The sequence below is a fragment of the Bradyrhizobium murdochi genome (assembly GCF_000472965.1).
GTDB lineage: Bacteria > Pseudomonadota > Alphaproteobacteria > Rhizobiales > Xanthobacteraceae > Bradyrhizobium > Bradyrhizobium murdochi.
Genome location: NZ_AXAU01000002.1, coordinates 405104 through 424103, shown reverse-complemented (window position 1 = coordinate 424103; position 19000 = coordinate 405104). Strand labels below are relative to the sequence as shown.

Below are 19000 nucleotides of genomic sequence, written 5' to 3'. Positions count from 1 at the left end.
CAGATTATCATCCGCCGGTGCCACCGTCATCTTGAAGAATCTAGACCGCGTCCGCCGGCACGAAGCAGCTAATGATGATGCTGCCGCGGTGATGCACGTACCACACCACGGCTTCGCCGATCGGGTTGCGCTGGTCGCGAATGACCGCGCGCTCGGGCACCTGCATCCATTGGCCCTCGATCGGCACCCAATAGGCGCCGCCGCGAACGTCGTAGCTGGTGCGATGGCCGTCGGAAATATCACAGCAGGGTACGCCGTTCGGTGCGATCACGCTCTTGAACCAGGCGCGGATATCAGGCGGCACGTGGTCGTACTGACCCCTGTCTACCGCAAGCGCTGCGCTGGCCGACATCGAAAGGCAGGCCAGCAGGACCAATGGCGCAAGCCTTCGCATCCGATCCCTCCGCTGCTTGTCCTCGCGACGGCGCAGGACATCGACGATTCGCAATGCAAGGACAATTCAAGCGGAGCCCGCTTGTCGATGCACGCTCAAATAATGAGCGATGAAAGCGAGGCAGATTTGATGCGGTGCGAAATCATGGCTTCTTCTTGTCGCGCGCGCATTGCGCTCCTTCCAAAGGCCCAGGCTTACATTGCTCGTTGCGGCGCGCTCTGCAGCAACTCCTGCAGCTCCTTCTTGTAGAACTTCGCATTGCCTGTCGTGAGATGGCCGCGCGTCTCGCTGGAGGCCGGGATCAGGAACAGTCGACCGTTCTTGACGCGCTTCATCGCCGCCTCGGTGACGCCGGTTTCCGGCGGATTGCGCTCGTCGTCGGCGGCATTGATCAAGAGCAGCGTGGCTTCGATCTTCTCGAGCGAAGGCGCCGGATTGTAATCGTGCGAGGCTTCCCACTGGTAGATGAAGTCGTTGGCATCGGCAGTGATCGCGGTTGCCAGGCGGTCGTCGACCAGCTTGTCAGCTTTCGCCGCCGTCGGCGCCAGCGCCTGATAGGCCAGCGTGCCGCCGCCGGTCGCAATGCCGAAGGCGTTGATGGCGTACTTCATCATGCGCGGCTGGGTGATGTAATTGCCGCGATTGTAATCGGGATCGTTCTTGATGGTCTCCAGCATCATCCGCCGCAGCATCCAGTTGCGCGCCGCCATCTCGGTCGGTTGCGAGGCCATCGGCACCAGCGCGTCCATGAATTTCGGATATTTGCCGCCCCAGATCCAGGTGTGCATGCCGCCCATCGAATTGCCGATCACGAGCCGCAGATGCTTTACGCCGAGACCTTCCGTGACCAGGCGATGCTGCGCGTCGACCATGTCGTCGTAATTGTATTTCGGAAACGCCGTCTTCATGCCGTCCGAAGGCTTTGACGATTTGCCGTGGCCGACGCTGTCCGGAATGATGATGTAGTACTTCGTTGCATCCAGCGGCTGGCCAGGGCCGAACAACTCGCCGCCGAAGGTGGCCGTCAGCATGCTGGCCGCCGAGCCGCCCGAGCCGTGCAACACCAGCACGGGCTGACCGGTCGGCTCGCCGATCGTGGTGTAGTGCAACCGTAGCTCCGGCAGCGTCTCGCCGGTGTGAAATTTGAAATCTTTGGCGATCCAGTCGCCCTGCTTCGGTGTGGGATAGTCGGCTGCGAAAGCAGTGACGGTGGTCAGGGCCAATGCGGCGGCCGAAAAGGCGGCGTGCGAAAAATTCATCATAGTCTCCCCAAAGCTGCGGCTATCTTTGCGAACCGCTTGGCGGGGAACCTAGCACACGGGCTATTTCTCCGTCACGACATCGCCGCACAATGCACCAGAGCATTTCGGTTCTGATTGAATCAGAACCGGGCTCTAGGTTTCTGTTTTGACGCGTTTTCTTGACGCGAACGGATGTCCACCCCGGATCAAGTCCGGGGCAGGCTTTCGCTGGAAAACGCTCTAACCGTCCACCTCGGTTTCCGGCCGGTCGTTGCCGGCGGCGGTTTCCGAGTGCCATCGTCCGTCAGCGGTTTCGTATTCGATCACCTCGGTGCGGCCGGGCACCCGCTGCTCGGCGGCCGCACGCCGGGCGGCTGCCAGCGCCACGGCGCGGTTCGGAAATGGCTCTGAAAACACGCCGTCGACGGTGTAGGCCCAGCCGCCGTCATGTTCGACGATCTTGTAGGTCACACGGGTCATCGGGAACTCGCTGTTCCGGGTACCGACAGGGTGAACGCACCGCTAGATTCATGACAGAATAAGCCACGCTGTCGGATTTTGCACCGGCCGTTCGTCCTTGATCGAAGACCTCTGCAGAAGAGAGAACCATGTGCCGTAACATCAAGACCTTGTTCAATTTCGATCCCCCGGCCACGCACGCGGAGATCCATGCCTCCGCGCTGCAATTCGTGCGCAAGCTCTCCGGCTTCAATTCGCCGTCGCAGGCGAACGCCGAGGCGTTCAACCGCGCGGTTTCCGAGGTCTCCGACAGCGCGCGGCGTCTGCTGGCGTCGTTGCAGACCAACGCACCGCCGCGCGACCGCGAGGTCGAGGCCGAAAAGGCGAGGGAGCGCTCGCGGGCGCGGTTTGGGTAAACCCTGGCGAAGCAAGATCCCCAGCGATCAGACCTCACACCGCCCGATAGCCACCGTCGACCATCACGATCGACCCGGAGACGTAAGCCGACAGATCGGACGCCAGGAAGATCGCGGGGCCGACGATGTCTTCCGCGGTGCCGGGCCGGCCGAGCGGCGTGTGATCCATGAAGGTCTTCACCAGGTCCGGATTGTTGGCGCGGGCGTTGGCGTTCAGTGGCGTTGCGATGAAGCCGGGACCGATTGCATTGACGCGGACGCCTTCCTTGCCGAGTTCGGCGGCGAGCGCTTTGGTGAAACCGAGCACGCCGTGCTTGGAGGCGGTGTAGGCTGGCGAGCTCGGCGTGCGCACATGCACGAAGGATTGGATCGAGCCGATATTGACGATGCGCCCCTTGCTCGCGCGCAAGGGTTCGAGAAAGGCATGCGTCACGTTGAAGACGCCGGTGAGGTTGATCGCGATAATGTCTTCCCAGTCGCTGATCACGGCCTCCGCCGCGCCCAACATGCCGTTGCGGCGGACGATGCCGGCATTGTTGACGAGGATCGAGACCTGGCCGACCTTATCGGCGACCTGCTTGGCCATCGCGACGCAATCCTCGCGCTTGCTGACGTCGAGCGCAAAGCTTTCGGCCATGCCGCCGGCGTCGCGGACTTCCTTTGCCGCTTCTGCCACCGCGTTCTCGTCCCTGTCGAGCAGCACGACCCGCGCGCCCTCCCGTGCATAGCCGCTCGCAATCGCGCGCCCGATGCCGGAGCCTGCGCCGGTGACGACGGCGATGTGATTTTGGAGAAGGGGCATGGCGCGTTTCCTCTTGCTTGGGTTTTGCCGGAGGATAGCAAGCGTGCCCGCGCGCACAAGATGGTAACGTTGCAGTCCGTAGGATGGGTAGAGCGAAAGCGAAACCCATCAATTGGTCCCGATGAACGAAATGATGGGTATCGCTTCGCTCCACCCATCCTACGGAACTGCTATGCGCTACAGCGTGCAGGTGCCCTTCTTGAGCATGTCGTCCTTCACAGCGAGGGCTGCGGCAAATGTCGGGACCGGCTTGCTGACGGTCTTGTAGTTCGACGGGATCGGCTTGGTCGGAATGCTCTGGTCCCAGACCTGGCAGACGCCGGTGCCTTCCCAGCGGATCAGGTGAAAGGCGGCTTCGGCGGGGCTGGTCGCGGCAAGCGCGGTGAAGGCGATCCCGGCGGTGGCAGCAAGGGCGGTAACGCGAAGCATAGGCAGAATACTCCTGTCATGGAAATGCGCAGGCCACGCTCCGCAAGGGGAATTAAGGGAGCGGGGCTCCCGGCCGGGGATGACCGGGCATTCCTTTGTTGTCACTGATGCGTGATTGGTTCAAATGCGGCTTTCGAAAAAAGCCGGCGCGTCATCCTCGCAAAGATGCGGAGCGACGGAATGGGTTAGCGAAATCCTTACGCGCTGCTACAATTTGGCGGTTAGCGACAAGGCCAGGGTTGGATGGAAGGAAGTCAGGCATGATGCAGACAGCAACGTCATGGCGGGTGTCACGCGCGTGCAGCCGCGCAAGGATCGCCCTGACGATGCTATGCGCGGCGGCCGCAGTGTCGTTTGCCTCGGGTGGATCGCCGGCCGCTGCGCCGATCGCCGTGGCTGTCGCAGATTTCGATTATTTCGACACGTCGGGAGAGGTAGTGGACCAGAGCGCGGAGCATCGCGCCCGCGTGGCGTCGTTTGCCGCGTTGCTGCGCGACAATCTCGCGGCGCAGGGCGGTTATCGCGTGGTGCCGATCGAATGCCCCGATCACCCCTGCACGGCCACCAGCATGTCGCAGGACGTCTTCATCGCCGCCGCACGCAAGGCCGGCGCGCGGCTCGTGGTCTATGGCGGTATCCGCAAGATGAGCACGCTGGTGCAATGGGGCGAAATCCAGTTGCTCGACCTCGAAGCCGAGAAACTGTTGATGCGGCGAACGGTGACGTTCCGCGGCGACAACGATGCCGCCTATCGCCATGCCGCCGATTTCGTCGGCAATACGCTGAAGGAATCCATGCCGAAGCCGTGAGGTCATAAGCCCCTCATGGTGAGGAGCGCGAAGCGCGTCTCGAACCATCAGGCCCGATCCGTGGCCTACATCCTTCGAGACGCCCGCTTCTCGTGGGCTCCTCAGGATGAGGGTTCAAGTAGGTGACGCAGTAGAGCAATCCGCCCTAGGCCTTCGCCAGTGAGGCAACAGCTTCGATCTCGATCAGCATTTTCGGGTCGGGCAGCGCCTGCACCACGCAGGTGGTGCGGGCGGGGTAGGGCGCCGGCCCGAACGCCGACGCATACAGCACATTCATCGTGGCGACGTCGGATGCGCGCGTCAGCAGCACGTTGACCTTGACCAGATCGCGAAACGTCGCGCCGGCCTCGTCGAGCACGCGCTTGATATTGACGACGACGAAGCCGAACTGCGCCTCGAAACCATCCGCCAGCGCACCCTTGTCGTCAAAACCCGGAATGCCCGAGATGAACAGCAGGTCGCCGGTGCGTGTGGCAAAGGATAGCGGCGGGGCCTTGACGCCGGCGGGTGGCGCAAAATGCTGGATCGGGGGCATGGGACACCTCGTGGATGGTTCGGTGCCTTGAAGCCTAACGCGCCGCTGCCTCGCTGGAAAGGCAGCGGCGCACGCGCTTCACGACCCGCCGATTGGTTTGAAGGTCCCGCCCGTCAAGGAAATTCACTCGACCCGAAATAGCGGGCTACGGTTGCTGTGACAGTAATGCAGTTCACAGGTCCGCAATTTTTTGTTCGTGCAATCGTGATGAAATTGTGTCGGGCGTACGGCGCGGGTCGGCCCAGAGCGCGTCGCGCAGGGCCTGAATATGCTTTGCCCCTTGCGCCGATCGGCTACAATCCGATAGTTGCGACTCAACCTGCGCCGCAAAGCCCGCCTGACACTTTTCCGATTTGCAAGATCTCCGGAGATACGATCCATGAACATGCCATCCGCCGTTCGCGCCACTGTGCTCGCGTTTGCGGCCTTCGCCAGCGTCACGCTGTCCTCCGCCGCGCATGCCGACGAAGGTTTCGTGCAGCTCACGATCTACAAGGCGGGATGGATCATCGGCGGTTCCGGCGGCAGCGGCGTTCTGAATTTTCACGGGCGACGCTATCCGCTGTCGACCGGCGGGCTCGACTACGGCCTGGTGTTCGGCGGATCGAAGACGGTGCTGCGCGGCCGCGTCAGCAACATCTGGCGCCCCTCCGATGTCGCCGGCGTCTACGGCGCAGCCGGCGCGGGCCTGGCGGTCGGCCGCGGCGCGCGCGCGATCGTGCTCACCAACCAGAAGGGCGCGGTGCTGGAATTGACCGGGCACCAGGTCGGCTTGATGGCGAACGCCGATCTCAGCGGATTAGCGATTACGATGCGGTAGAACTTGTAGGGTGGGCAAAGCGCAGCGTGCCCACCACTTCGATCAGCGTGTTGGATGGTGGGCACGTCGCTTCGCGCCTTTGCCCACCCTACAGCAGAGACGCGGAGCCTTGCGATGAACCGCGATCAGCTTATCACCGCCTACACGGCGCCGGGCCGTCACTATCACAACCTCTCGCACATCGAAGACTGTCTTGCTGCGCTCGCGCGCGTCGACAATCTTTCGGCAGCCGAGCGCGAAATCCTGACCGAGGCGATCTGGTGGCACGATGTCGTTTACGACCCGACCCGCTCGGACAATGACCAGGACGCATGACGTCCAGCACGGTGACCGCCTGGGCGCGATCCTGATCTCGATCGATCTCAGCATCCTCGGCGCCGAGCCCGCGCGCTACGACGCTTATGCTGCCGCGATCCGGCAGGAGTTCATCCACGTGCCGGACGCTGACTATCGCGCCGGCCGCGCCAGGGTGCTCGGCCAGTTCGCCGCCCGGCCGGTGATCTTTCCCGATCCGGCCTTTGCCGCAAGATATGACGGCCAAGCCCGCGAAAATCTCGCGCGCGAACTGGCCGCTTTTCGCTGACGATTACCTGATGATGCTGCTCAACTAACCCCGCTTGCGGGGAGAGGTCGGATCGCATCGTCAGATGCGATCCGGGTGAGGGGGCACAGGTATCTAGGCATTCGCATCCGTGGAGAGAGGCCCCTCACCCCAACCCTCTCAGCGCGAGCTTTGCTCGTCGCGGCCCCGCGAAGAGCGGGGAGAGGGAGAAGAGAGAGCTACCGCGCCGCAGGCATCACCAGGCCGGCGGGCTGCGCCTGGACGCTGGGGCCGCGCATCCGTGCCAAGAGCTCCGCCGTCGGCCAGGAATCCGCCGGCAGGCCGTATTTGATCTGCATCGCCTTCACCGCCGTGCGGCTCAATTGCCCCATCACGCCGTCGACCTTGCCGACATTGTGGCCCGCGCGCACCAGGAGCTGCTGCAGCTCTTTCAGCTCGTTGAGCGGCAGTTGCGCCACCGGCGCCGATGGCTGCCGCATTGGCGGGGCGCCGGCGATGCGGCTGGCGAGATAGGCGGCGGTGGTCGAATAGATCAGCGAGTTGTTCCACTCGGTATAGGCGGCGAAATTCGGATAGGCCAGGAACGCCGGTCCGGTGCGGCCCATCGGCAAGAGCAGCGAGGCCGGCAGGTCGTCATTCGGCAGCGGCCGGCCGTCGGGATAGGTGACGCCGAGCTGCGCGAATTTTGCGCGCGGCAGTTTTGTCGTGAGGTCAGCCTGCTCCCACGGAAAATTTTGCGGCGCGCGCACTTCCTGCAGCCACGGCTCGCCGCGCCGCCATTTCAATCCGTTGGCGATATAGTTTGCGGTCGAGCCGATCACGTCGGACGCGCTGCGCAACAGGTTGCGGCGGCCGTCGCCGTCATAGTCCACCGCGTAGTTGAAGTAGTGCGTCGCCAGGAACTGCGTCTGCCCGAGTTCGCCGGCCCATGCGCCGATCATCTCGCTTGCCGTGAGATCGCCGCGCTCGATGATCTTCAGCGCGGCGATGGTTTCCTTGCTGAACATCTCGGAGCGGCGGCAGTCATAGGCCAGCGACACCAGCGAGCGCAGCGTATGAAGATTGCCTAACTCGGCGCCGAAACTGCTCTCCAGCCCCCAGAACGCAGCGATCACGGCGGGCGGCACGCCATATTCCTTCTCGGCGCGGTTGAACGCGGCCGCATGCATCCGGATTCGCGCCTGCGCATTTTTTGCCGCGCCATCGGACGCCCTGTTCCGCGCGAACTCGGTGAACACCTGGCCGAACACGCGCTGGCCGCGGTCGCGGTTGACGATGCTCTGGTCATAGACGAGGTAGGGCGCCGCTTCGGCCAACGTGCGCTGCGACACGCCCTCTGCTGCGGCCTGCTGTTTGAGGTCGGCCAGGAAGCGCTCGAACGATAGCCCGTTATGGCAGGCCGCGCCGCGGGGTGCGCGCGGAGCGGCGGCAGTGGGCTGTTGACCGGGTGCCGGTGCGACCACAGGTCTCGGTGCGGGACGCACTGGGGCGGGGACTGGTTGGGCGATGGCGAGAGATGAAAGAAGCAGGGACGCCGTGGCAGCAACGAGGGATCTGTGAAGCAGCATCAATGTCACCGGCGAGCAGGAATCGTAGGGTGGGCAGAGCCACCGGGTCGCGCGAATGCGCGCCCGATGACAGGCTTCGCGTGCCCACCATTTCAAATCCGGCCAGTTCAATCAATATGGTGGGCACGGCGCAAATGCGCCTTTGCCCACCCTGCAGCCTGCCGCCTCGGAGCAATCGGCCGTGCAAGCCCCGTCACGCGCATAGGAGCCTGCCGTATCAACCTGATCTCGCAGGCTGTTCCAACCGCTTTTCCCCGTGTAGGCTTGGCCTTTGCCCGACTTTTGAAGGTGAGCCGACAATCACTGGGGCGGGCGGAACGAGGGAGATGGCGGAAGACCATGACGGAACTCCGATACTTGGCGCCTGATACGCTTGACGAAGCGGTCGGTGCATTTGCGAAAGCCGGCAGCGCGGCGCGCATCCTGGCCGGCGGCACCGATCTTCTTGTGCAGATGCGATCCGGCGTGCTGAAGCCCGGCGTGATCGTCGACATCAAGAAAATCCCCGAACTGACGGCAATCGAACAGACCGCCGACGGCGGCTTTCGCATTGGCGCCGCTGTCTCCGGCATGGCGCTCGCCGAACACCGGAATTTCGGCAAGGTCTGGCCCGGCGTGCTCGAAGCGGTCAACCTGATCGGTTCCAAGCAGGTGCAGGGCCGGGCGTCTGCCGGCGGCAATCTCTGCAACGGCTCGCCCGCCGGCGACAGCGTGCCCGCGATGGTCGCGGCCGGTGCCATCGTCACCGTGCAGGGCCCGGATGGCCGCCGCGAGATGAAGGTGGAGGACGTCCCTGCCGGCCCCGGCCGCACCAACTTAAAGCCCGGCGAAATCCTCGTCAGCTTCACGCTGCCGCAGCGCCCACCCGGATCGAGCGATGCTTACTTGCGCATGATCCCGCGCACCGAAATGGACATCGCCGTGGTCGGCTGCGGCGTCAGCCTCACCGTGAAGGACGGCATCGTCACATCAGCCCGCGTCGGCTTGGGGGCGGTGGCGCCGACCGTGCTGCTGGTAGAAGACGCTGCGAAAGCGCTGATTGGCTCAAAGCTCGACGACGCCGCGCTGGCAAAGGCAGCCAGCGCATGCTCCGCCGCCTGCCGCCCGATCGACGACAAGCGCGGCACCATCGCCTATCGCATCAAGGTGGCCGGCGTGCTGCTCAAGCGCACCGCCGCGATCGCTGCTCAACGCGCTACAGGAAAATAATTCATGGCCAAAGTTCACGTCACGACCACCATCAACGGCGAGCCGATGGAATTTCTGTGCGAGCCATCAGATACCATGCTCGACGCGCTGCGCGGGCCGCTGGGCTTGACCGGCTCCAAGGAAGGCTGCGCCTCAGGCGATTGCGGCGCCTGCTCGATCACGATTGACGATCGCCTCGTCTGCTCCTGCCTGATGCTCGCGGTGGAATCCGAGGGTCACGAGATCAGGACCATCGAGGGCCTGGCGCAGGGCGAGCGTCTGCATCCGCTGCAGCAAAAATTCCTGGAAATGGCTGCGCTTCAGTGTGGCATCTGCACGTCGGGCATGCTGGTCGCCTCCGACGCGCTGCTCAAGAAAAATCCGGACCCGAGCGAGGAGGAAGTCCGCTTCTGGCTCGCCGGCAATCTCTGCCGGTGCACCGGCTATGACAAGATCGTCCGCGCGGTGATGGAAACCGCCGCCGAAATGCGCGCGCACTAATTTTCGGGAGACAGCCCATGAACCTCGTCACCAACAACAAATGGATCGGCCAGCGCACCATTCGCCCTGATGGCATGGACAAGGTCACCGGCCGCGCCCAGTTCGCCGCCGACACCACCATGCCCGGAATGATCTGGGGCAAGGTCTTGCGCAGCCCGCATCCGCATGCGCGCATCAGATCGATCGACACGTCGAAAGCGGAGAAGCTGCCGGGCGTCAAGGCCGTCGTCACTTCGAAAGACATCGTCGATTTCCCGATCGAGAAGGGCGCTGTGATGCTCGGCATCCAGGACATGCGCTGGATGTGCCGCAACGTGATGGCGCGCGACAAGGCGCTGTTTCCCGGCCACCCCATCGCGGCCGTCGCCGCGACCACGGAAGCGATCGCCGAGGAAGCCTGCAAGCTGATCGAGGTCGATTACGAGGTGTTGCCGTGGTCGATCGAGATTGACGACGCGCTCAAGCTAGATGCGCCGATCCTGCACGAGTTCAACAAGTTCGACGGCAAGCCGTCCAACATCGTCGGCCGCCTCGAGCACAAGAAGGGCGACATCGCGGAAGGCTTCAAGAAGGCCGACATCGTCATCGAGCGCACCTTCACCACGCGCCCGGTGCACCAGGGCTATATCGAGCCGCATGCCTGCCTGATCTCGGTCGCGCCAGACGGCAAGACCACGATCTGGAGCTCCAGCCAGGGCCAGTTCATGGTGCGCGCGATGACGGCCTATCTCACCGGCATCCCGCAGAGCGACATCCGCGCGATTCCCGCCGAGATCGGCGGCGGCTTTGGCGGCAAGACCATCGTCTATCTCGAACCGCTTGCGACCTTGCTTGCGAAAAAATCCGGCCGTCCGGTGAAGATGGTGATGACGCGCGAGGAGGTGATGCGCGCGACCGGCCCGACCTCAGGCTCGAAGAGCACGGTGAAGATCGGCGCGACCAAGGACGGCAAGATCGTCGCCGCGCACGGCACTTTCTACCTGCAGGCCGGCGCCTTCCCGGGTTCGCCGATCCGCGGCGCCGCGGGCTGCAGCTTCACGCCATACGACATCCCGAACCTGCTCTCGGAAGGCTATGACGTCTGCTCCAACCGCTCCAAGGTCGCGGCCTATCGCGCACCGGGCGCGCCGATCGGCGCCTATGCAGTGGAATGCGTGCTCGACGAAGTCGCAGAAGCCCTGAAGATGGACCCGCTCGACTTCCGCCTGAAGAACGCCGCGAAGGAAGGCACCAAAGCCGCGCACGGCCCGGTCTTCCCGCGCATCGGCTATGTCGAGACCGTGGAAGCAGCAAAAGCCTCCCCGCATTACGCCGCGCCGCTCGGCGACGGAAACGGCAAATTGAGGGGCAGGGGCGTCGCCTCCGGCTTCTGGTTCAACGCCGGCGGCGAATCCTCCGCGCAGGTCAACATCACGGAAGACGGCAACGTCGTCGTCACGACGGGGCATCCTGATATCGGCGGCTCGCGCGCTGGCATCGCCAACATCTGCGCCGAGCTCCTTGGCATTGATTACCGCCGCGTCTCCGTGATCATCGGCGACACCCAGACGGTCGGCTTCTCCAACTTGACCGGCGGCAGCCGCGTGCTGTTTGCGTCTTCGATGGTGGTGACGCAGTCGACTGAAAAGATCATCCAGACCCTGCGCGAGCGCGCGGCCAAGATCTGGGAGATCGATCCCGAAGCGGTGAAGTGGGAGAACGGCGCGGCGCATCCGGCAAGCCCGAACGCCGGCCAGTTCGAGCCGCTGACGCTGGAAGAACTCGCTGAGAAGGCGCCCGCGATGGGCGGCCCCATTGGCGCCGGCGTGCAGCTCAACACCCAAGGCGCGGACGGCGGTTTCGGCACGCATGTCTGCGACGTCGAGGTCGACGTCGATCTCGGCATCGCACGCGTGATCCGCTACACCGCCGTACAGGATGTCGGCCGCGCCATCCACCCCGGTTATGTCGAGGGCCAGCTCCAGGGCGGCGTCGCGCAAGGCATCGGCTGGGCGCTGAACGAGGAATACATCTACACCAAGGAAGGCAAGGTCGATAACCCCGGCTTCCTCGACTATCGCATGCCGGTCTGCTCGGACCTGCCGATGATCGACTGCATCATGGTCGAGATCCCGAATCCGAAACACCCGCAAGGCGTCAAGGGAGTCGGCGAAGTGCCGCTGGTGCCCGTGATGGCCGCGGTGGCCAACGCGATCTACAACGCTCTCGGCAAACGTTTCTACGCGCTGCCGATGTCGCCACCGAAGGTGCTGGAGAAGCTGGAAGCGCCGATGCAAGAGGCGGCGGAGTAGGGACTTGTAGGGTGGGTTAGCCGAAGGCGTAACCCACCGTTCTTGCCACGGACGGCGGAGTACGCTTCGCTGATCCGCCCTACGCACTGTCTGCCGTCATGGGACAAACAAATGACGATCTCGTTTGATCAGGCAAAGGATCTGGCCGAAAGAACTGTGCGGGGCCTTGCTGACGCGAGCAACGATGAGTTCGATATAATTCGTAATGAGGCAATCGACGAAGGATGGCTCTTCTTTTATGACACCAAGGAATTCGCCGAGACCGGCAACTTTTCTTCCCGTCTCGCTGGCAATGGTCCGATATTTGTCGATCGGAGCGGGGTCGTGAAAATAATCTCCAGCGCCACCCCGTGGCAGGTAGCAATCAGAAGTTTGTAACGCGAAGCGCCGCATGCGTCACCCGGACGAGCGACTTGTCGGCCGAAGCTCTACGAGCGTAGGTGGAAGCGATATCTGGGACCTTCATTATCGTTCCCCGCATGCGCTCGTGCGGGCTACTGGTTGGCAACGCCAATGAGTGACGTACTTCCCTTCCGCACCATGGCGTACAACAACGCCTGGGCAAACCACCGGCTGCTCACCGCCTGCACGCGGCTGTCGCAGGATGAATTCACCGCCAAACGAACCGGCTTCTTTCCAAGCCTGCGCGCCACACTCAATCACATCCTGATCATCGACCACTTTTACGTCGACGCGATGGAAGGCGGCACGCTCGGCCCGGCCGCCTTCGCGGATCAGGAGCCTTGCGCAACGGTCGCCGCGCTGAAGGAAGCGCAGGCCGCAGTCGATCAACGTTTGCTCAAGGTCGTTGAAACGCTCGACGGAGCCGGATTGCAGCGCATCGTGTCGGTGCATCGCGGCACCTCCATCCAGCGTGAGCGGATGGACCGTCTGCTTCTGCATCTGTTCCAGCACCAGGTGCACCATCGCGGCCAGGCCCACGCCATGCTCAGCGGCACCTCGGTGAGCCCGCCTCAGCTCGACGAGTTTTTCTCGGCCGGTGAAGCGCCGTTGCGGGCGGCGGAATTTGCGGAGCTGGGTTGGAGCGAGGAGAAGATTTGGGGCGGCTCGGACCCTGCGACGTGAGCTGCGTAGCCCGGATGAGCGAAGCGACATCCGGGGACTCCTTCGAATTCCCGCATGTCGCTGTGCTCGTGCGGGTTACAGGTCTGTCGCTCGGTTCAATTGAAAATCAGCCAGCCTAGCGGGATCAGGACACACAACGTCAAGGTGATCCCGAGCATCAGTCGCCCAAACTTCTCCAGCGATGAAATCTGTGAAGGATCGCGATGCGGCTGGCGATCCAGCCAGCGGCGAAAGAGACCTAGCGGCCAGCCGAACAGCCAACCAAAGACCAGGCCGAGGATATGTGAGACGCCTTCAAGCGCTACCATTGGCAGTCACTCTGTTCTCAGACGATCGAGCAGCCTATTTTGTGTACGATTAACGTCGTGATAAGGGCGTGAGTGAAGGCGAGCCAAGTGGAGACGTAGCCGTGAATGATCAGAATCCATCCACCACTTCCCCCTTCCATTCCATCCGCGCGATCGACTACACCGTCATCTTCGTGCGCGACATGGCGGCGATGCGCCGCTTCTATGAGGGCGTGCTCCGCTTATCCCTGACGCGCGAATTGTCGGCGGGATGGATCGAATACCAGATTGGCGGCAACACGCTCGCGCTGGCGCGGCCTAGCCGGACGGCGAAGGATGCGCCGACGCCGATCGGCAGCGCTTCGCTGCAGCTCGCGTTCAAGGTTGCCGCTGATGACGTCGATCGCTGCGCCGACGAGCTGGTGCGGCACGGCGTCGATCTGCTCGAGCCGCCGACCAACCAGCCGTTCGGCCATCGCACGCTGTTCTTCAGGGATCCCGACGGGAATCTGCTGGAGGTGTATGCGGAGATTTGATGCGGGCTACAAACAGTTTTACCGCCACCTAATTCAGCGTCAGCCACACCAGGTTGCAGTCGGTGTGACAGGTGTTGCAGCGCGCCGGCTGGTTGAAGGTGTTGGCGAGCTGCCATTCCTGCGCTTCATTGCTCCATTGCGCCGTGGCATGGCAGATGATGTCGTCGGAACCGCAGGCGGCGCAGACCGGCGTGGAACGGGCGGCGCGATTGATCACCTTGCGTTCGATCGGCTGCGGCCGGTCGTGGGTGATCCGGTCTTGGGTGACCCGGTCTTGGGCGATTTCGAACGGGTTCATCAGCTTGGCGAGTCGCAACATCGGTCCTGCATCCATATGCGAGTTCTGAGAATCGCTACTCTCAAACTAGCGAATCGGCTTGGCCGTTCCATCGCAAAATTGCGGAATACCCACGTTTTAAATGTGATCGTCACCAGCGGGACACAGAAGCGGGTTTCCGGTGAGAGAAAGCGGTCCATTGATGCATCGCACTGTGCAAATGACGCGAGAGACCCTGTAGAAAGATCGAACCTGTGGACATGTGCACGCAAAACGGCCCGGCAGCGATGCCGGGCCGCGCTGTTGGAGAATTAGTACTTCTGCTTCGTAGTCGATCCGGTGGTCGTTCCGGGTGCGCTTTCCGATGCCCCCTTCGCAGTCGAAGCCTTGCTCTTCTTCATCTTCTGTTCCGACGTCTTCTGCATCTTCTTCTGTGCCGACGAGTACTCAGAGGAAGCCGAGGATTTCATCTTGTCGCTCTGCGCAAACGCCGAGGTTGCGACCAGCAGGGCGGCGGTCACGGCAATCAATGGTTTCAGCATCGATCTCTCCTTCGTGTCATTGGACGAAATGCAACGTCCTGGATGCAGCGATGTTCCAGTTTTTCCCAATGGACCGACCCGCGATGTAATGCTGATGAACAGTCCTTCATCTTCCGGGCAACCACACGATCCCGCGACGGCGATTTTTCGTACGCAGGCGGCGGTGCGGGGCGCTGCGCGTAAGGGAAGGCCGGTTGTTTCGGCTGATACCTGTATGCTCGTGTGCGTTTCTTTAGCGCTTATTGCACACGAGACCGCGGGTGCCAGCCAGCCCGGCCTTCCCTGCGCCCTCTGATTTTCGGGGGCGAAGAATCAAGCAAAGCCCGGGCGCGATGCATCGCAGGAGCGCGCTTACTCGTCATCGCCCGCCAACGGGTCGCGCGAATGCGCGCCCGATGACAGGCTCCGGCGGGCGATCCAGTATTCCAGAGACGGCAGTGATGGAAACGATAGGCTGCGGCGTACTGGATGCCCCGCCTTCGCGGGGCATGACGAGTTGTGGTCGGGCGAGCGCCTCACAACTCCCGTGCATTCGAAAACGCAAACGACGACAGCCGCCGCGTGTTCTCATCCAGGATCAGCGTCCGCGTGATCGGCGGCTCGGCGCGCTGGCTGCAGTTTTCGCGCTCGCAAAGCCGGCAGTTGACGCCGATCGGCGTGCCCTCCGCCTTCTCCAGATCCATCCCGGCGGCGTAGACCAGCTTCGAGGCATGACGGATTTCGCAGCCCAGGCCGATCGCAAAGCGCGGCTGCGGCTGCGGGTGTGGCGCGATCGGCCGGCGCACCATCTGCGCGATGGAAAAGTAGCGCGTGCCGTCGGGGAGTTCGATTACCTGCTTGAGCAGGCGGTCCGGTGTGTCGAAGGTCGAATGCACGTTCCAAAGGGGACAGGTGCCGCCGAACTTCGAGAACGGAAACGTGCCGGACGAAAACCGCTTGGAGACGTTGCCGGCATTGTCGACGCGCAGCAGGAAGAACGGCACGCCGCGCGCGTTCGGCCGCTGCAGCGTGGTGAGGCGGTGGCAGACCTGTTCGAAGCCGGCATTGAAGCGCTGTGCCAGCACGTGCACGTCGTAGTTCAAATTTTCCGCCGCGGTGTGGAACGGCTGATAGGGCATCATGACGGCGGCGGCGAAATAGTTCGCCAGCGTAATCCGGTAGAGCCGCCGCGGGGTGTCGTCGAGGGGACCTGCGCGGTTGACGATGCCGTCGATGGTCGCGCCGTATTCGGCGAGGCCGATCTGCAGCGCGAGTTGGAAGGCGCGGCCCGAGCCGTCGACCAGTTCGGAGATCAAAAGCTGCCGGCGATGGCGGTCGAACCGCCGCAGCGTCTCACGCATGACGTCGACCGGCATGATGCGGGTGACGATCGAATGCTTTTCGCGCAGCCGCGCCGAGAGCGCGGCGAACAGTTCCTCGGCGGAGGCGTGGAGTTCGTCGCGCAAATTTTCCGCGGCCTGTTCGAGCTCCGGAAAATAATTGCGGTTGGCTTCGATCAGGTCCCGCACGCGCTCGATCGGGTTCGCCTCGAAGCGGGCGCCCTCATCGCGGTCGGCCATTTGGGCCGCCACCAGCGTCTCGCCGCGGCGGGCCTCGGTATAGGCGGCGTAGAGGCGCTGCAGCGAATGGGTCACGCCCGGGCAGAGTTCGGCGAGGTCGCGCAGTTCCTGCTTCGGCAGGTCGATCTGGCGGAACAGCGGATCGGAAAAAATCTCATTCAGCTCGGCAAAAAAGCGGTCCTCATCGGCGGTGGCGAGGTCGCGCAGGTCGAGGTCATAGGTTTCGGCCAGCCGCAGCAGGATCTGCGCCGTCACCGGCCGCTGGTTCCGCTCGATCAGGTTGATGTAGCTCGGCGAAATCCCAAGCCCTTCCGCAATCTGGGTCTGCGACAGCCCGAGCTGCTGGCGGATCCGCCGGAACCTCGGCCCGACAAAAAGCTTCTTTCCGGTGTCGTTGGCCATCGCAGAGGTTCCTGAATGTGACAAAATTTACAAAATGACATCTATTACAAGTTCATATGTTACATGACATCACCAATAAAAAACAAGGTGTCTATACGAATTTCTCTTTTTCGCGTTTAGCTCTCAGGACGTTTTGCAATGCACTGTCAAGAATGTCGATTGGAGACAGTGGAAGACAAGGATCACGCACATGAACTACCAGCCACGTGGAATCAGTGACCGGACTATCGAGGGACCGGCTTCCTATCTGAGCGAGATTGGAGCTGCTGAAGCACTCCTGAAGACCCAGCCGACCTGGAATGGCGTCACCGCTGAAGCCGTGGCGCGCATGCGTCTGCAGAACCGTTTCAAGACGGGCCTGGACGTCGCAAGGTACACCGCGGCGCTGATGCGCAGCGATATGGCTGCCTATGACGCCGATCCCACCAAGTACACCCAGTCGCTCGGTTGCTGGCATGGCTTCATCGCGCAGCAGAAGCTGATTTCGGTCAAGAAGCATTTCGGCACGACCGATCGCCGCTATCTGTATCTCTCCGGCTGGATGATCGCCGCGCTTCGCTCCGAGTTTGGACCGCTTCCTGATCAGTCGATGCACGAGAAGACCTCGGTGCCGGCCCTGATCGAAGAGCTCTACACCTTCCTGCGTCAGGCGGATTCCCGTGAGCTCAACGATATCTTCCGTGCGCTCGACGCGGCCCGCAAGGAAGGCGACAAGGCGAAGGAAAAGGCGCTGATCGAAAAGATCGACAACTTCCAGACCCATGTCGTGCCCGTCATCGCCGACATCGACGCCGGCTTCGGCAATGCCGAGGCAACCTACCTGCTCGCCAAGAAGATGATCGAGGCGGGTGCCTGCGCCCTGCAGATCGAAAATCAGGTCTCCGACGAAAAGCAGTGCGGCCACCAGGACGGCAAGGTGACCGTGCCGCACGAGGTGTTCCTGGCGAAGATCCGGGCCTGCCGCCATGCCTTCCTCGAATTGGGTGTCGAAGACGGCATCATCGTGACCCGCACCGACTCGCTGGGTGCTGGTCTCACGCAGCAGATCGCCGTGAGCCACAAGCCCGGCGACCTCGGCGATCAGTACAACAGCTTCCTGGATTGCGAGGAAGTGACAGCCGCCACGGCCCGGAATGGCGATGTCATCATCAACCGCAACGGCAAGATGATGCGTCCGAAGCGGCTTGCCAGCAACCTCTATCAGTTCCGTGCCGGCACTGGCGAAGATCGCTGCGTGCTCGACTGCATCACCTCGCTGCAGAACGGTGCCGACCTGCTGTGGATCGAGACCGAGAAGCCGCATATCGAGCAGATCGCCAGGATGGTTGACCGCATTCGCGAGGTGATTCCGAACGCGAAGCTGGCCTACAACAACTCGCCGTCGTTCAACTGGACGCTCAACTTCCGTTGGCAGGTGTACGACGCGATGAAGGAAGCCGGCAAGGACGTCAGCAAGTACAATCGAGCCGAGCTGATGAAGCCGGAATACGACGATACGCCGCTGGCCATTGAAGCCGACGAGCGCATCCGCACCTTCCAGGCCGATTCAGCAAAGCGTGCTGGCATCTTCCACCATCTGATCACGTTGCCGACCTATCACACGGCAGCTCTTTCGACTGATAATCTCGCGAGGGAGTATTTCGGCGAACAGGGCATGCTGGGCTATGTGAAGAACGTTCAGCGCCAGGAAATCCGTCAGGGTATCGCCTGCGTCAAGCATCAGAACATGGCCGGCTCCGATATCGGCGATGATCACAAGGAATATTTCGCCGGTGAAGCCGCTCTGAAGGCGGGCGGCGCCCACAACACGATGAACCAGTTCGGCTAACGCTGGAATTGATCAGTCCGGGGTCCGGTCAGATTCCGGACTGATCACGCTACTCGGACAACAGGAGACGACAATGACCAAAGGCAGCAATTTCTGGGTGATCGGCGGCGAGTTCGGTTCGATGAACTTCCACAAGCTCGTCGAAGGCTCGGCCCAGGTCAGAGGCCCGTTCAAGACCCGCAAGGAAGCCGAAGAGTGCTGGAAGGAGGTCTCTGAAGAGAGCCGCCATAAAGCCGGCGTGCGCTTCTCGATCGTCGAAGAGCCCTCGCGCGTCTCGGCCTGACCGGCTGCTGCCGACCTATCAGAAGAAACGTCCAAGGACAGGCGGCCCCATCCGGAATTCCGGCTGGGGCCGCTTGCCGTTCAGGGGCAGCCTTTCTTCGCCCTCTCCCGCTTCCGGGGGAGGGGCGGGGTGGGGTGCCGCCACGGGGGATAAAGCCGCAAGCATAACTCATTGAAAACAAACAG

The 19000-nt window shown here is 62.6% G+C and carries 24 protein-coding genes; 13 read left to right on the top strand and 11 right to left on the bottom strand.

Annotated elements, in window-relative coordinates; translation table 11 throughout:
- Nucleotides 1-40 precede the first annotated feature (40 nt).
- From YUO_RS0109430 to YUO_RS0109420, 3 genes are all read right to left on the bottom strand, one after another.
- A complete protein-coding gene (locus YUO_RS0109430; RefSeq protein ID WP_028347022.1) occupies nucleotides 41-394 on the bottom strand; it encodes an invasion associated locus B family protein in 354 nt (117 codons plus the stop codon).
- Between the two features lie 194 nt (nucleotides 395-588).
- On the bottom strand, nucleotides 589-1653 hold the full coding sequence (locus YUO_RS0109425) for an alpha/beta fold hydrolase (RefSeq protein ID WP_028347021.1): 1065 nt from the start codon (nucleotides 1651-1653) through the stop codon (nucleotides 589-591).
- 222 nt (nucleotides 1654-1875) lie between these two features.
- Nucleotides 1876-2115: a DUF2188 domain-containing protein gene (locus YUO_RS0109420; RefSeq protein WP_028347020.1), complete on the bottom strand. Its 240-nt coding sequence runs from the start codon at nucleotides 2113-2115 to the stop codon at nucleotides 1876-1878.
- Nucleotides 2116-2243: 128 nt separating this feature from the next.
- On the opposite strand from YUO_RS0109420, the gene YUO_RS0109415 reads away from it, so the two are divergent.
- Nucleotides 2244-2510 carry a DUF2277 domain-containing protein gene (locus YUO_RS0109415; protein ID WP_028347019.1) on the top strand — a complete coding sequence of 89 codons (267 nt, stop codon included), beginning with the start codon at nucleotides 2244-2246 and terminating at the stop codon, nucleotides 2508-2510.
- A 34-nt stretch (nucleotides 2511-2544) separates the two neighbouring features.
- On the opposite strand, the gene YUO_RS0109410 is transcribed toward YUO_RS0109415, so the two are convergent.
- Nucleotides 2545-3312 (bottom strand): SDR family NAD(P)-dependent oxidoreductase, encoded by a 768-nt coding sequence (locus YUO_RS0109410; RefSeq protein WP_028347018.1) that lies wholly within the window; start codon nucleotides 3310-3312, stop codon nucleotides 2545-2547.
- A 177-nt stretch (nucleotides 3313-3489) separates the two neighbouring features.
- On the bottom strand, nucleotides 3490-3741 hold the full coding sequence (locus YUO_RS0109405; RefSeq protein ID WP_028347017.1) for a hypothetical protein: 252 nt from the start codon (nucleotides 3739-3741) through the stop codon (nucleotides 3490-3492).
- Between the two features lie 260 nt (nucleotides 3742-4001).
- On the opposite strand from YUO_RS0109405, the gene YUO_RS40325 reads away from it, so the two are divergent.
- Nucleotides 4002-4550 (top strand): DUF2380 domain-containing protein, encoded by a 549-nt coding sequence (locus YUO_RS40325; RefSeq protein ID WP_198028016.1) that lies wholly within the window; start codon nucleotides 4002-4004, stop codon nucleotides 4548-4550.
- 145 nt (nucleotides 4551-4695) lie between these two features.
- On the opposite strand, the gene YUO_RS0109395 is transcribed toward YUO_RS40325, so the two are convergent.
- Nucleotides 4696-5085 (bottom strand): RidA family protein, encoded by a 390-nt coding sequence (locus tag YUO_RS0109395; protein ID WP_028347016.1) that lies wholly within the window; start codon nucleotides 5083-5085, stop codon nucleotides 4696-4698.
- 379 nt (nucleotides 5086-5464) lie between these two features.
- Between YUO_RS0109395 and YUO_RS0109390 the strand changes: the two genes are divergently transcribed.
- The 3 genes from YUO_RS0109390 to YUO_RS48640 all read left to right on the top strand — a co-directional run bounded on the left by YUO_RS0109390 (nucleotide 5465) and on the right by YUO_RS48640 (nucleotide 6488).
- Complete coding sequence (locus YUO_RS0109390; protein WP_028347015.1) at nucleotides 5465-5905, top strand: hypothetical protein; 441 nt, start codon at nucleotides 5465-5467, stop codon at nucleotides 5903-5905.
- A 114-nt stretch (nucleotides 5906-6019) separates the two neighbouring features.
- On the top strand, nucleotides 6020-6220 hold the full coding sequence (locus tag YUO_RS48645; protein WP_347335917.1) for a hypothetical protein: 201 nt from the start codon (nucleotides 6020-6022) through the stop codon (nucleotides 6218-6220).
- The gene (locus YUO_RS48640) at nucleotides 6204-6488 is read left to right on the top strand and encodes an HD domain-containing protein (protein WP_347335916.1); all 285 of its coding nucleotides are present in this window, start codon (nucleotides 6204-6206) and stop codon (nucleotides 6486-6488) included. Before YUO_RS48645 ends, YUO_RS48640 begins: the two co-directional genes overlap by 17 nt.
- Nucleotides 6489-6685: 197 nt before the next feature.
- Here the strand turns inward: YUO_RS48640 and YUO_RS0109380 are convergent, their stop codons facing one another.
- Complete coding sequence (locus YUO_RS0109380; RefSeq protein ID WP_028347014.1) at nucleotides 6686-8035, bottom strand: lytic murein transglycosylase; 1350 nt, start codon at nucleotides 8033-8035, stop codon at nucleotides 6686-6688.
- Nucleotides 8036-8374: 339 nt separating this feature from the next.
- On the opposite strand from YUO_RS0109380, the gene YUO_RS0109375 reads away from it, so the two are divergent.
- From YUO_RS0109375 to YUO_RS0109355, 5 genes are all read left to right on the top strand, one after another.
- A complete protein-coding gene (locus YUO_RS0109375; protein ID WP_028347013.1) occupies nucleotides 8375-9244 on the top strand; it encodes an FAD binding domain-containing protein in 870 nt (289 codons plus the stop codon).
- Between the two features lie 3 nt (nucleotides 9245-9247).
- Nucleotides 9248-9724, top strand: a complete 477-nt coding sequence (locus tag YUO_RS0109370) for a (2Fe-2S)-binding protein (RefSeq protein ID WP_028347012.1) — start codon at nucleotides 9248-9250, stop codon at nucleotides 9722-9724.
- 17 nt (nucleotides 9725-9741) lie between these two features.
- A complete protein-coding gene (locus YUO_RS0109365; RefSeq protein WP_028347011.1) occupies nucleotides 9742-12015 on the top strand; it encodes a xanthine dehydrogenase family protein molybdopterin-binding subunit in 2274 nt (757 codons plus the stop codon).
- A gap of 111 nt (nucleotides 12016-12126) precedes the next feature.
- Nucleotides 12127-12393 carry a YrhB domain-containing protein gene (locus tag YUO_RS0109360; RefSeq protein ID WP_035726334.1) on the top strand — a complete coding sequence of 89 codons (267 nt, stop codon included), beginning with the start codon at nucleotides 12127-12129 and terminating at the stop codon, nucleotides 12391-12393.
- A 135-nt stretch (nucleotides 12394-12528) separates the two neighbouring features.
- Nucleotides 12529-13101 carry a DinB family protein gene (locus tag YUO_RS0109355; RefSeq protein ID WP_028347009.1) on the top strand — a complete coding sequence of 191 codons (573 nt, stop codon included), beginning with the start codon at nucleotides 12529-12531 and terminating at the stop codon, nucleotides 13099-13101.
- A gap of 95 nt (nucleotides 13102-13196) precedes the next feature.
- On the opposite strand, the gene YUO_RS0109350 is transcribed toward YUO_RS0109355, so the two are convergent.
- On the bottom strand, nucleotides 13197-13409 hold the full coding sequence (locus tag YUO_RS0109350; RefSeq protein WP_028347008.1) for a hypothetical protein: 213 nt from the start codon (nucleotides 13407-13409) through the stop codon (nucleotides 13197-13199).
- A gap of 101 nt (nucleotides 13410-13510) precedes the next feature.
- Between YUO_RS0109350 and YUO_RS0109345 the strand changes: the two genes are divergently transcribed.
- Nucleotides 13511-13924 (top strand): VOC family protein, encoded by a 414-nt coding sequence (locus YUO_RS0109345; RefSeq protein WP_028347007.1) that lies wholly within the window; start codon nucleotides 13511-13513, stop codon nucleotides 13922-13924.
- A 28-nt stretch (nucleotides 13925-13952) separates the two neighbouring features.
- Here the strand turns inward: YUO_RS0109345 and YUO_RS0109340 are convergent, their stop codons facing one another.
- From YUO_RS0109340 to YUO_RS0109330, 3 genes are all read right to left on the bottom strand, one after another.
- The gene (locus YUO_RS0109340) at nucleotides 13953-14243 is read right to left on the bottom strand and encodes a hypothetical protein (RefSeq protein ID WP_156908562.1); all 291 of its coding nucleotides are present in this window, start codon (nucleotides 14241-14243) and stop codon (nucleotides 13953-13955) included.
- A gap of 269 nt (nucleotides 14244-14512) precedes the next feature.
- Nucleotides 14513-14743, bottom strand: coding sequence for a hypothetical protein (locus YUO_RS0109335; protein ID WP_028347005.1), 231 nt, complete (start codon nucleotides 14741-14743; stop codon nucleotides 14513-14515).
- A gap of 515 nt (nucleotides 14744-15258) precedes the next feature.
- Complete coding sequence (locus YUO_RS0109330; protein ID WP_028347004.1) at nucleotides 15259-16704, bottom strand: helix-turn-helix domain-containing protein; 1446 nt, start codon at nucleotides 16702-16704, stop codon at nucleotides 15259-15261.
- A gap of 190 nt (nucleotides 16705-16894) precedes the next feature.
- Between YUO_RS0109330 and YUO_RS0109325 the strand changes: the two genes are divergently transcribed.
- On the top strand, nucleotides 16895-18532 hold the full coding sequence (locus YUO_RS0109325; protein WP_028347003.1) for an isocitrate lyase: 1638 nt from the start codon (nucleotides 16895-16897) through the stop codon (nucleotides 18530-18532).
- Between the two features lie 73 nt (nucleotides 18533-18605).
- Nucleotides 18606-18815 carry a DUF4170 domain-containing protein gene (locus YUO_RS0109320; RefSeq protein WP_028347002.1) on the top strand — a complete coding sequence of 70 codons (210 nt, stop codon included), beginning with the start codon at nucleotides 18606-18608 and terminating at the stop codon, nucleotides 18813-18815.
- Nucleotides 18816-19000: the final 185 nt, after the last annotated feature.